We start from the raw sequence: 12,755 nt of genomic DNA on the forward strand, positions 1-12,755 counted from the left end.
TCAGAACTTTGCCAGTTGGAAAAATCCGCCGCGCCGCTCGCGGAGCTCGCCCGCATGGGTGTTTCCCGAACCTGGCAGAGAGTGGCTGCCGTCATCGGCGTCGAGGCCTTTCTCGAAATGTGGCAAATCCTTGATCAGTCACATGATCAGGAGGCTGAACTGAATAGCTCAATCCGTGTGACTGTGCCAAGATATGAGCGTTTCCTCCGCTATCAGCGCAACCTTGTTATACGCACCTTGGCGAACCAAGGCTCCAGTCCCGCTGTCATACAGGAATACCTCCGGGCTGAAATGAATATCCATATCAGCCTGCGAACCGTTCAACGAGTTGCAAGAAGGTGCCATGAGCCAGCAGCAGAAAAAAGCAGTTATTTATCTTCGGGTCAGCACTGGCAAACAGGCTGAGAAAGAACTCCCCCTGGAATCCCAGCTAGACCAATGTGAAAAGAAGGCCAGCGATCTGGGAGCTACGGTTGAACAGGTTTTCAGAGACGAGGGTTTAACCGCTCGAAATGACAACCGACCAGCATTCCAGTCAGCGCTGACCTACTGTGAATCCTTCGACATTGATTACTTCATTTGCTGGTCTACATCCCGTTTTGCCCGCAACAGACTCGAAGCACAGCTAAACAAGCGCCGTCTTTCTGATAGCGGAACAGATGTGGCCTATGTTTCTGTCAACATTAAAAGTCTGGTTCAGGTATGCTTCAGGAAGAAATACTGGAGCTGTTTGACGAATATCTCAGCTATCAGGTTGGTAGTGACACTCGCCGCTCAATGATTCGCAATGCCAAACAGGGATTCTGGAATGGTGGCCGTGCTCCGTTTGGCTTTAAGTCCATCCCCGATCCCGAGCAACCAAAACGAAAAAGGCTAATCTAGGTTCCACTGGAGGCCATCACTATTGAGGATATTTTTCGTTACCGTGAAGAGGGTCTCGGGGCAAAGTCTATTGCTATGAAGCTGAATGATGCTGGCACAACCAACAGGGGCAAACGATGGAATAAAACCATGGTTTACAGCATCCTGAAGAGCGAAAAAGTCGCGGGCCTGATCACCTTCAACAGAAAAGCGCACAACGGCACCAAGAACACGCCGGACCAATGGATAACCGTGGAAAGTCATGAACCCATCATTTCACGGGACCGCTTTGAAAGAATCCAGCAAATCATAGAAACGGCTTCGCCTGTTAAGGGCTCCGGATCTGCCAAAAGCACTCGGCTATTTACCGGAATGGTTCGCTGTGGACGCTGCAAAGAAAACATGGTGATAACCAGTGCCACAGGAAGAAGCGCCACCTATTACTATTACGAATGCCAGAACAGGGTGAATGGGCGCAGTTGTGATACCAAGCACAAGCGAATTTCTGCGGGAGCCTTGGATGATTATCTGGTGGAAACCGTCTCATCCCGGATTTTTACAAGAGAGAACCTGACCCAGCTCATACTGGATATAAACGACCTGGCCGGAAACTGGGTCAAAGAAAATCGCCGCAAGCGCAGAGTTCTGCTCCACGAAACAGAAAAGCTACGGCAGAAAAACAGACGACTGTATGAGCTTCTGGAAGATCCGGAAGGCCCGGCCAATCTGGGAGACCTGATACCTCGACTGAGGGAGAACAACGACAAGATAAAAGTTTTGGAAAAGGATCTGGAGAGTCTGGCTCAAGAAAAAGCCCCTGACTTTGAGATCAATGATGAAATGGTCGATGAAATGTCGGTTTTCTTTGCAGATATGATGAAATCTCAGAACCACCCAAGGAAGATCCGGCAGTTTCTGAGTTCTTTCATTGAGGAGATTTTGATCTGCGATGATGAGATCAGGATAACGTATGACCCTGCTGTGATTATCGACTCTACAGCGGTTCATAGTAGGAAAAAGTGGCTCCCCGAACTGGACTCGAACCAGTGACCCAATGATTAACAGTCATTTGCTCTACCAACTGAGCTATCGGGGAAGTATTCTTTACGAAGGATATTTTCCTTCGGAAAAATGGTGGGTCGTGTAGGATTCGAACCTACGACCAATTGGTTAAAAGCCAACTGCTCTACCAACTGAGCTAACGACCCACAAACCATAAGCTACACAAGCCTACCGTTTTTCTCTTTAAGAGAAAGTGGCTCCCCGAACTGGACTCGAACCAGTGACCCAATGATTAACAGTCATTTGCTCTACCAACTGAGCTATCGGGGAACTATGCAGTGATTTAATCAACTCGGCCAACCCGTGAGGCGCCGTCGTTGTCATCACTCAACGGCGGCGAATGATAATGACTCTGAGATTTTCGTCAAGCTCTTTTTATAACATTGACCACATAATCGCGGCACACCACCTCAATACAGGTGTATACTCGTACCTTTGGAGTCTATAGAAAAAGAATGAAAATACTGGGACGATACCCATGTTAAGGAACGACGAAAAAGCCCCCTCTGAAGCCACTGCCAATAAGCTGATTGATACTATCCGCACGCTGACCATGGACTCCCTTTCTCAGGGGTTGGATCAGGCTCTCACTCTTGCGGACGATATGCTTCTTGCCAAGGCAGAAAAAGCCTCCAGCAATATTGAGCGAACCCTTTATTTCAATACGATGCGGGATATTCGTCGCAGTCGCTCCAAAATCACTCGGGCTTTTCACAGCAAAATCTCTGAAAACTTTCACACCTTCGGGCACAAACCCACAATCACTCTCACTTTAGAAGGCGAATCAGATGAAGATGCCACACCCTTGCTTCATACCGATGCCTGCGAGGACACACTGCAAATCACCAACCTCAGCAACACAGTTCAAACCCAGAGCTACGAGGCTCTGTTTGGTATAGAGAAACGGCTGGCGGTTATTAACAAAGGTCGCCCTGTAAAAGAGGAGGACAACCCGCTTCACCCAAAACGTTTTGCAGAAGGCTTTGCCGTGTCTATCTCCCCCTGCGGCATTCATAATCAGATCAAACCAGATATTTACAACCTGTTTGAGCAACAGGTTATGGCGCAGCTTGCGGATATCTACAAGGCAGCCAATGAGCAATTTATTCAGGCAGGTATTCTTCCCAACCTGCGTCCAAGTACCGAGATTCAAGAGCAGTCCGCTCCTGAATCTGCCACTCCCGATGCTAAGCCCCCTCAGTCTGCAACCACGACTCCTAAAACAAAATCAGAACCTCTGTGTGCAACATTGCTCAATCACTTCTGTAAGCATGCGCCCACTTCCAAAGGGCCAGTGTACGGCCATACGGTTTTGTTTACCGCACTATCCGAACTGCAAAAACAGGCACTTGATGGCAGCTTCCAGCCATTTAAAGACACAGAAGGCGCGAAGGAGTTCAAACAGGCCATTATTGAAGAGCTGGAACGGGAGAGCGACACCCCGCGCACTCTTACAGCAGAAGACGACGGCATACTCACTTTTGTAGGCCATATCTTCGACTATATCGCCCATGACCCCCGCACCCCCGATGAGTACCACGGCATTTTCTCAAAAATGTCCTTGCCCTGGGCGCGTATGACGCTGGATGAGCAAAACCCTCTGGAGTATGTGAAGCACCCAGCCCGGCTTCTGATCAATGAAATGGCGGAAGCTGCAGAGCAATTCCAGGATTCTAAAATGTTCTCTCGAGATCTGTTTCATCAGTGCGAGACCATCATAGAAGCCCTTATTCAAGAGCCACGTTTACGAAAGTATCGTCTGCGGGAGTTACTGGACAGCCTGGAAAAGCACATCGCTATTCTCCAGCAAAAAGCCAACACTATTGAACAACGTAATATCGCTGCAGGCAGAGGTCAGGAAGCTCTTCTCAGTGCACGCATCTGGGCAGAGGAAATGGTGAGAAACTGCTCCCGCGCCATCCCCTTAAAAAAATACACCTCACAGTTCCTGAAAACCGTATGGGTAGACACTCTGATCTTCCATTACCTCTGTTACCGAACAACCGAAGACAGAGACCTCTGCAAGGAGTTGACAGGCCGCCTTATTGACGTGGTTAGCAAAGAGGACTGCACGGAAGAAGAGTTTATTGCCTTTGCAGACAAAGCCATTGCATTTCTGATACGGCAGGACAGTCTGCCGGAACCTACCATACGAAAACTGGTGCATGAGCTGTCCAAGGATGCCTACGGGGATGAGACAGATCTCACCCTATTGGAACAGTTCAACCAACAGCTTATGAATACCTGTGATGCCACCTTGGGAAAGGATACCTTTGTACCACCAAAATTGGATGAAATTATTAACAAGCTGCGCCCCGGGCTGTTGTGCAAAGCCATGAATGACAACGGTGAACCCAGACGCTGGAAACTGGCATGGCAAACCCAAAAGGGTTCACTCTTTTTGTTTGTGGATGGCTCTGGGCAAAAAACGGCTATGGTGGATCGGAGCACCCTGGCCAGCTGGATCAAACAAAAGAAGCTTAGATTCCAGACCAAAGAACAAGCATCCGTACTGAGCCGGGCACTGGCCGAAATCGAAAAGAAAATACTCTCAGAGGAGCACCGCAATGAATGAGCACCATGGAAATATGCGGCGGGAACCCAGAATTGATCTGCCCAAACCTCTGAACATCTACAACAACTTCACCGAGGAATTGATTGGCCAGCTGGTCAACCTGTCGCCAAGCGGGTTTATGCTCACCAGCCCCAAAGCTATTCCCGACGGTACCGTGCTTCAGCTGCGGGTGGATATAGAGAAAAAAAGTGGTGAAGGACACTCCGTTCAAGTTGGCGCAGAATCCCTCTGGCAAAAAGCCAGCCATAACGGCCACCAGCACTGGAGCGGATTCCGTATTCTGGATATCAGCCCTCAGGACACCCAATTCATCCAGGAATTAGTGGCCGAATCCATGGAGAAATAAAACCATTTCAACATTCTGCTTAAATAAACTCTAGGGAAAATTGTTATGGGAGCAGTAAGTGGAAAGTTCAGGCGCTGGCAATAGCAGAAGAACCCCGCCCCCCGGCACAACGAGCGTCAACAGCACGTCGCACAGCCATACTCACACATGGAAAACGCCCAGAAAAATCCCCCTTGGTGACGGCTCCTTGCCCCCTCAAAAACCGATCCAGGGGCGCAAAACTCTTTTTATCCCAAGAGATGAAGAGCTACGTGCTGCCCTGCTGAACTGGACTCCTTTTACATTTCCGACTTATATCCCATCGTCAGTTTCAGATACAACCAGAGATCGCGCCCAAAGTTTTCACAGAGGTGCAGAAAAAACCCTCCAAACAACTGTGCCCGGCACTGGCGTCCTGACAACAGAAGCACCTCATTCGGCTATCCGCCTCTCGGAACCAACAGAGGAAACTGAGTTTGACAGCACCAGCACCAGCACTCCCATAGCCCCCCAGCTGGACACCCCGTCCCTGTCTCAGTGCAGTGATCGCCACGAGCAGGAGGTGGTCAGTGGTTTCAGCACAAGGCAAGACACAATACCAGAAGGGTCATGGCTTGCTCATCAGCTGTCACCGGAGCCACCTCCCAGAGAACCCTACCAGGAGCATAAAGACTCCCTCCTCCACCGTACAACAGGTTTGGGAGATGATTACGGCCTGCCAGCTGATCAGCTTCATCAGGTCCACGATGATGTCCTCCGACACAATCAACAACTGGAAAACATTCGGAAAGTCGGTGACCAGTTGCAAGACTCCACACAGGAACTTCATGAAAAAGCCTCGCAACTGCACAGCCTTTTACACAACCATACGACATCGTCAAAGCTCAAAGTCAGCGAGACCGCCAGGCTCGAGCACGAAACCCATACATTTCCCGAGCCGGGTACCAAAGAGTTCCAAGAGCTACAAAGCCGTGTCAGTGATCTGGAGCACTCCCTGCAGGAATCCCTCAGCACCAACGAAGAGCTTATTCAGGCACAGGAATCACTCAAACAGGAACTTGCACTCAAGCACGAAGAAGTCAGAGCCCTGCAAACTGACTTACGTCAGCTTAAGTCCAGAAAAGTGGAACTGGAACATGCCTGCTCCCAACTCACCCGGGAAAGTGGAGCCAGCCGTGCAAAGGTTGACCAGCTGAAACAAGAGGCCGACCAGCTTACCCATCGTATTCACAACTACGAAACAACCGTTCAAACTCAGCAGCGGGAGCTTGAAGATATTCAGGAAGTCCTGTCTTGCGCTCAAGCCGCCCACAAAGGCTGCCAGGAGACGATACTCGACTTAAAAAGAAAGGTGCACCACCTCTCTCAAGAGAATGACTCTACAGCTCAGATGCTGTTCACGGTACAACAGCAACTGGCATCCGCAGAAAGTAAAAATCAGCAGGCAGAAACGGCTCTTCAACAAACCAGTGAAAAACTCACAACAGCTCTGCACCAGATTCAGAAACTAAAAGAAGCAGCCAATATTCACAAGCACGACAAAACCGTCTGGGAACAAGAACGCGAAAAAGCTAAACGAGAACTCTACGCCCACCAGCAACGCATTCGGGAACTCGAAGCCCAGCAAAAGCGACTCACTCAACATTATGCCGATCTCCAGAAAACCAATTACGGCACGGCGCAAAACCTCACCCGAACCCAACATGATCTTGAGGCGGCCCAGGCACAACTGGAAGATGTTGGAAAAGAATTACAACACCTGCGCACAAGCTATGCAGGCTTGAAAGCCCAGCTGGAAGAACGCGATGCAAAAATCCAGCACCTTGAAGAGGAAGGCGCTACGGTCTGTGATGGCCTGACATCCGCTAAAGAACAACTTGCTGGTTGGAAAAAGCGCGACTCATCCCTGCTGGAAAGCATTCGGCAAAGCCAGATGGTTCTCGACAGTCACGAGGAACAGCAATTAGCCAGCATGACTGACGCCGTCCCCATGCTTGTACAAAGAGTGCTGAAGGCCGAAGTACAGCTGGACAACATGGCTACCCAGTATTCCCAGTCTATTCTCGTCAAACGCCAACAGCAGGATGAGATCGAACGGCAGAAACGAGCACTGCGCGAACAACAACAGGCTCTGACCAAGTGTACAGAAGCGTTACAGAGAACCGAGCAGGATCTCACCCAAAGAACAGAAGAGGTGAATACGGCCACAAACAGGGTTTCGGAAACTCTCACTCTGGCCGAGACACTCAAATTGAGCAGCACTGAAATCACAGGTGAGAACCAGCGCCTCACCAACAGAGTCTCTGACCTGGAAGACTCTGGTTCCCGAAAAGATGAAGAAATTCGCCAGCTCGCTGAAGCCTTAAAAAATGCAAAGGCTGAGAACCGTGCACTGGAAGATAGTCGCCAAGAGCTGGTCCGGCAGCTTGCCCATGAAAAAGACACCGTCTCAGGAAGTGCCGCTCTTATAGACTCCTTAAGAGTTCAGCTCGATGACAACGCGCAACAAAACCTGCAGCTGCAAACCGAGATCAACACGGCCCACAAACAACTGGCGGCTTGTCATGAGCATGGTGAGCAAACAGCTATCAAACTCGCTACCCAGTACGATACGCTGGCGCGTGCAGACAGGGAAGTAAAGGAGCTGATCACCACTCTCTCCTTATACAAAGACATGGTGAAAGGAAAAAATGCCGAGATTGAAAGACTTCAGGCTCTTGCTGAAGGCAGTCAAGAGCTGGCTTCAGAAAACCGGGATTTGATGATCAAACTCACAGATGCTGAGGTTGCTCAAAAGGCGTTGCAGAGTGAGGTCGAGAGGGAGCAGAAAGCCCGTGAAAGGCTCCTTGGTGATGCCTACACCCTGACCGAGAGAGTCAGCGACCTGACTCGGGATCTCGATACTGCTCAGCAGCGTACCCAAAAGGTGAAAGAAGAAAGAGACAAAGCGAGAGAGATTCTGGAAAATCAACTCAGACCGCTGCAACAAGAGATGGAACAAGTGCAGAGCATACTGAGGGGCCAGGATGTTCATATGAAGGGGCTGCAGACTGAACTGGCAGTCGCTCTTGGCGCTGCAGAAGAGCAACACAAGGCTGTACTTGAAAAACAAAAAGCGCTGGACGAAGCACTCAATCGAGAAGATGAGTTAAGAGAGAGTAACAGCACTCTCAATAAGCAACTCAACGAAGTCCTGAATACAGTAAAACAGCAGGCAGAAGAAACCCGTAAAATATCAGCAGATCTGATGGAGTACCAAGAAACATTTGCGCGTGAAGGCATGCAGTATGAACACCTGAGGAGCGTCTGGCTTGCAGAAGAGCAAAAGCTAAATATGGCTATTGAAGCCTGCGCCAGAGAAAACGACCTTGAAAGAAAAGCGTGGAGCAAAAAGCAAGAAGAGCTGGAAGCCTCTGTCAGCGACCTTCAAAGTAAGCTTGAGGTTGAACACCGTGCCGAGCGCTCCCATCTGGAATTAGTGAATAAAGATTTAGAGACAACCGCCCAGAAATGGGAGCAATTAGCATCGGAACATAAAGATGAACTGGAGACTCTTAAAACGGTTTATGAGCAAACAATAGAGGCAATGACCCAAATTGAATATGAAATTATTCAGCAGATCAAACAGGTCAGCGATCCAACAAACTCAGCACTACTGGAAGAGCCTCTTCCTCACGATTTACCAAACCTTCAAGGAAACCCTCTTCCTGACCATGTTCGTACCAACCTTCCGTTTATAAGACTGGAGCTCCACAAACTCGCAAGGCGCTGGAGAGACGAACACAACAGACAAATACAGCTGGAACAGGAGCTAAGGGAAGAAACGCAAAAGTATGATGAATCCTGCGCCTTGCTGGAAGAAGCCAGTGATACTTTCGATAAACTGCATCAAACAGAAGCAGAATTGAGCCAGGTCAAAGACGAGAATGCACGTCTCAAACCTTTAACAGAAGAACAACAAGCACGTTTAAGTAAATACGAAAAGGCCTTAAGCGATTTAGTCCAAATCAACCGGGAACAAACAGACAGAGCCATCAAATACCAAGAAATGCTAGGCCGATTGGACACAACCCTAGCCAAAGGATTGGGCAGTAGTCGTGACACCATAAGCTATGAGGATTACCAGGACACCGTTAAAAAAATGGAACAGTTTTGTAGAAACTTACAAGCTACCCATAGCACCGAGCTTACAGCACTGCAAGAAGAACTGGCAGCTGCTAACGAACATGCCCAAGAGCTGGAGACAGGCACTGATAGACTGCGCGATGAAATCAACGGACAAGCCGCTCAGATACGCCATGAAAAAGAACTTCTGCAAGCCACACTGGATAACACTCAAGCCTCTTTAGCCAGCCTGAGAGCCACCAAAGAACAAATTAAGACACACCTCCAGGACTGGCCAAACCACGAAGTGCTGATTACTCTCCTTGAAAGCATTGAAGATGATTTCATGCAAGGAAAGTCCGGCTGGCAGGAACAGCTTGAGAGACTCGACAAAGAAGGCATCAAGCTCAGGAATCCAGACGAGAAACAAGCAGAAGACAACGCCTATAGAATTATCAAGCTTTTGCTCACAAAACAGGAACATGCCCCTGTCCCACCACTCAGGCGTTTAAGCGGTAATAACGAGAGCAACAGCAGTAGCAGTGACGAGGCAGGCGACAGTGGTGTAGATATTGTTGAGAGCCAGCCCGCTCAGGCCAGTCTCAAAAAATCTCATATGCGTCCCCCACCTCCTAGCAGGCCACCTGCCATTGAGCCTTCACGCCCTACCATTACAGTCAATGGCGTCAGGGCTGACACTTAACCAGAGAACACCATCTTCTGGTTCTCAACATCTATGGAGATGGTTGTACCTGGCACAAACCTTCCACCCAGAATAGCCTGAGCCAGAGGGTTCTCGATCTCCTTTTGAATGGCACGCTTGAGAGGACGTGCACCGTAAACAGGGTCAAACCCGGCTTCCACCAGCAGGCCCATGGCTTCCTCAGAGACCTCAAGTGACAGATCATTGTCCGCCAGGCGTGAGCGCAGCAAATCCAGTTGAATATCGGCTATGCCTTTGATCTGCTCCTTCGCTAAAGGATGGAATACCACCAGTTCATCAATTCGGTTTACGAATTCAGGTCGAAAGTGCTGGCCGACCACATCCATAAGCATGCTTTTCACCGTTTCAAACTCATCGTTCTTGAGGGTTTGAATCAGATCAGAGCCAAGATTGGAGGTCATCACCACTACCGTGTTACGGAAATCAACAGTTCGTCCCTGACCATCCGTTAAGCGTCCATCGTCCAATACCTGTAGCAGAATATTAAATACATCCGCGTGAGCCTTCTCCACTTCATCCAGCAGCACCACACTGTAAGGGCGACGTCGTACGGCTTCTGTCAGATACCCACCCTCTTCGTACCCCACATACCCTGGAGGTGCACCCAGAAGGCGAGCCACGGAGTGCTTCTCCATAAACTCAGACATATCGATGCGCACCACCGCATCGTCAGTATCAAACAGGAATTCTGCCAGCGCTTTGCACAGCTCCGTTTTACCCACACCGGTAGGCCCGAGAAACATAAAAGAGCCATTAGGACGATTCGGGTCAGACAACCCGGCTCGGCTGCGTCGCACAGCGTCAGAGACAGCCTTTACAGCGTCGTGCTGACCAATAACCCGGTCGTGCAAAGCCTCCTCCATACGCAGGAGCTTGTCCCGCTCTCCTTCAAGCATCTTGCTGACCGGGATTCCCGTCCAACGGCTCACAACCTCAGCAATTTCTTCATCAGTCACCTTGTTACGCAGTAGTTGCATTTCGGTTGTTTCGGCGTTTTGAGCACGCTGAATTTGCTTCTCCACCTCCGGCAGCTTGCCATACTGAATCTCAGACATTCTTGCCAAATCACCGGAACGGTTAGCCGCCTCAAGCTCTAATAGCAGTTTTTCCTTTTCCTCTTTGAATTTCTGAGCGCCCTGGAGAACAGTTTTTTCTGAAACCCAAATCTCTTCCAGATCAGAGAACTGTTTTTCTAGATCAGTAATTTCTTTATCGAGCGCAGACAAACGCTTCAGTGAAGAGGCATCTTCTTCTTTCTTAAGCGCCTCTTTTTCAATTTTCAGCTGAATCAGGCGTCGCTCCAGTTTGTCCATGGCTTCCGGCTTGGAATCCATTTCCATACGAATACGACTGCCTGCCTCATCCACTAGGTCAATAGCCTTATCTGGCAACTGGCGGTCCGTGATATAGCGGTGAGACAACTTGGCTGCAGCAATAATTGCAGGGTCGGTAATATCGACATGGTGATGAACTTCATAGCGCTCTTTCAGGCCCCGGAGAATGGCAATGGTGTCTTCCACAGTTGGCTCATCCACCAGCACTTTCTGGAAGCGGCGTTCAAGCGCAGCGTCTTTTTCGATGAACTGGCGATACTCATCCAGAGTCGTGGCACCCACACAGTGCAATTCACCACGAGCCAGTGCTGGTTTGAGCATATTACCCGCATCCATCGCACCTTCTGCCTTACCTGCACCAACCATGGTGTGCAGTTCGTCGATAAACAGGATAACTTGCCCTTCCTGTTTGGACAGATCACTGAGTACCGCTTTCAGTCGCTCTTCAAAGTCACCACGGTACTTGGCCCCTGCCAGCAGTGCGCCGATATCCAGGGACAAAATACGTTTGTTGCGAATACCTTCCGGCACCTCTCCATTCACAATGCGCAGAGCCAGACCCTCAATAATGGCGGTTTTACCCACACCGGGCTCACCGATTAAAACAGGGTTGTTTTTGGTTCTACGCTGCAATACCTGAACAGTGCGGCGGATCTCATCATCACGACCAATGACAGGATCCAGTTTGCCCTGTTCTGCACGCTCTGTGAGATCAATAGTATATTTAGACAGGGCGTTGCGGCTCTCTTCAGCATTGGCATCATTGACCGATTCACCGCCACGCAGATTCCTGACCGCAGTTTCCAAGGCCTTTTTGCTGACACCCTGATCCCGCAAAAGCTGGCCTACAGGGCCTCCATCGTCCATCATCACCAGCAGTACCGTTTCGCTACTGATAAACTGGTCGTCACCCTGCTGGGCTTTCTTGTCGGCCAAATTCAGAAGACGCAGTAAACCCTGGGAAGGCTGAATGTCGCCAGTGGGATTTTTCACCACGGCCAGCTTGTCGATAATGCCATTCAAGCCCTGTGAGACGGTGGCCATATCAAAACCCACCTGAGACAGGAGCGACCTTATCGCGCCTCCTTGCTGTTCGATCATTGTCTGCAGCAGATGTGCAATCTCAATGCTTGTATGGTCTTTACCAATAGCCAGAGACTGGGCATCCGCCAGGGCGGATTGCAGTTTGCTGGTTAACCGGTCGGCTCGCATAATGTGCTCTCCTTACCCTTCGATTCATGACAAAACAAATAGCGTTGCTTTCGTATATGAGGGGCGGGGAGAAAAATTCAAGCCTTGTGAATAACGTTTATGTCAAGTCATGCTGGATTAATTTTCTGAGTTGTCTTCAGGGGTACAGGCTATCTGGAACCCGCTTATACCAGAGGAATACAGTTATAAATCTTCATGATACAACCAGTGGGGAGGGGCGTATCCCTTTTCAATAACACGCTGATAAGCATCCTCGCTGACAGGAACATACCAGCGTCTGAAGAATAAAGTCAGATCCAGCCCTGTAACCTCACACAGAGTTTCAAAAAAGAAATCTGTTTTTTCCTGTTGATTGTCTTTATCCGGCAATAAATTTTCAGGGGTATGGCGAAATCTACGGTATAGCTTTTGAATAAAATCATCCGATAAATGACTCACTAGCTCTATCATAAAGGCTTTTTTCCAGTTAACCATAACTCTTAAGTTTTCTGCCCAGATACGGGAATCATAGCCATTACTAAAAGACTCAAAAATTGATGCCAAAAGCCACATTAAGGA

At 49.3% G+C, this 12,755-nt stretch carries 9 protein-coding genes and 3 tRNA genes; 7 read left to right on the forward strand and 5 right to left on the reverse strand.

The window, feature by feature from the left end:
• The 4 genes from E1189_RS19850 to E1189_RS19860 form a co-directional block, all read left to right on the forward strand.
• Nucleotides 1-405 (forward strand): hypothetical protein (locus E1189_RS19850; RefSeq protein WP_230460548.1); only part of this gene is annotated, 405 nt, incomplete at its 5' end.
• Nucleotides 344-781: a recombinase family protein gene (locus E1189_RS26320; protein ID WP_155162822.1), complete on the forward strand. Its 438-nt coding sequence runs from the start codon at nt 344-346 to the stop codon at nt 779-781. The genes E1189_RS19850 and E1189_RS26320, both read left to right, overlap by 62 nt.
• Nucleotides 703-882 (forward strand): hypothetical protein, encoded by a 180-nt coding sequence (locus E1189_RS24030; protein WP_196221535.1) that lies wholly within the window; start codon nt 703-705, stop codon nt 880-882. The genes E1189_RS26320 and E1189_RS24030 overlap by 79 nt, the downstream gene beginning before the upstream one ends.
• 21 nt (nt 883-903) lie before the next feature.
• Entirely contained in the window at nt 904-1,911 is a 1,008-nt protein-coding gene (locus tag E1189_RS19860; RefSeq protein WP_329602142.1) for a recombinase family protein, read from the forward strand.
• Here E1189_RS19860 and E1189_RS19865 read toward each other — a convergent pair.
• From E1189_RS19865 to E1189_RS19875, 3 genes are all read right to left on the reverse strand, one after another.
• Nucleotides 1,882-1,957: transfer RNA gene (locus E1189_RS19865), tRNA-Asn, on the reverse strand. The two genes, E1189_RS19860 and E1189_RS19865, sit on opposite strands and share 30 nt — an antisense overlap.
• Before the next feature lie 36 nt (nt 1,958-1,993).
• Nucleotides 1,994-2,069, reverse strand: a tRNA-Lys gene (locus E1189_RS19870).
• Nucleotides 2,070-2,117: 48 nt separating this feature from the next.
• A tRNA-Asn gene (locus tag E1189_RS19875) sits at nt 2,118-2,193 on the reverse strand.
• Between the two features lie 208 nt (nt 2,194-2,401).
• Between E1189_RS19875 and E1189_RS19880 the strand changes: the two genes are divergently transcribed.
• The 3 genes from E1189_RS19880 to E1189_RS19890 all read left to right on the forward strand — a co-directional run bounded on the left by E1189_RS19880 (nt 2,402) and on the right by E1189_RS19890 (nt 9,630).
• Complete coding sequence (locus E1189_RS19880) at nt 2,402-4,498, forward strand: DUF1631 family protein (RefSeq protein WP_155162826.1); 2,097 nt, start codon at nt 2,402-2,404, stop codon at nt 4,496-4,498.
• Nucleotides 4,491-4,844, forward strand: a complete 354-nt coding sequence (locus E1189_RS19885; RefSeq protein WP_155162828.1) for a PilZ domain-containing protein — start codon at nt 4,491-4,493, stop codon at nt 4,842-4,844. Before E1189_RS19880 ends, E1189_RS19885 begins: the two co-directional genes overlap by 8 nt.
• A 187-nt stretch (nt 4,845-5,031) precedes the next feature.
• Nucleotides 5,032-9,630, forward strand: a complete 4,599-nt coding sequence (locus E1189_RS19890; RefSeq protein WP_155162830.1) for a hypothetical protein — start codon at nt 5,032-5,034, stop codon at nt 9,628-9,630.
• Here the strand turns inward: E1189_RS19890 and clpB are convergent.
• Together clpB and E1189_RS19900 are read right to left on the reverse strand one after the other, a co-directional pair.
• Nucleotides 9,627-12,197: an ATP-dependent chaperone ClpB gene (gene clpB / locus E1189_RS19895; protein ID WP_155162832.1), complete on the reverse strand. Its 2,571-nt coding sequence runs from the start codon at nt 12,195-12,197 to the stop codon at nt 9,627-9,629. The two genes, E1189_RS19890 and clpB, sit on opposite strands and share 4 nt — an antisense overlap.
• A 183-nt stretch (nt 12,198-12,380) precedes the next feature.
• On the reverse strand, nt 12,381-12,755 hold a 375-nt coding region (locus E1189_RS19900; RefSeq protein ID WP_230460549.1), incomplete at its 5' end, for a M60 family metallopeptidase.

Source organism: Parendozoicomonas verongulae (genome assembly GCF_009711465.1).
GTDB lineage: Bacteria > Pseudomonadota > Gammaproteobacteria > Pseudomonadales > Endozoicomonadaceae > Sansalvadorimonas > Sansalvadorimonas verongulae.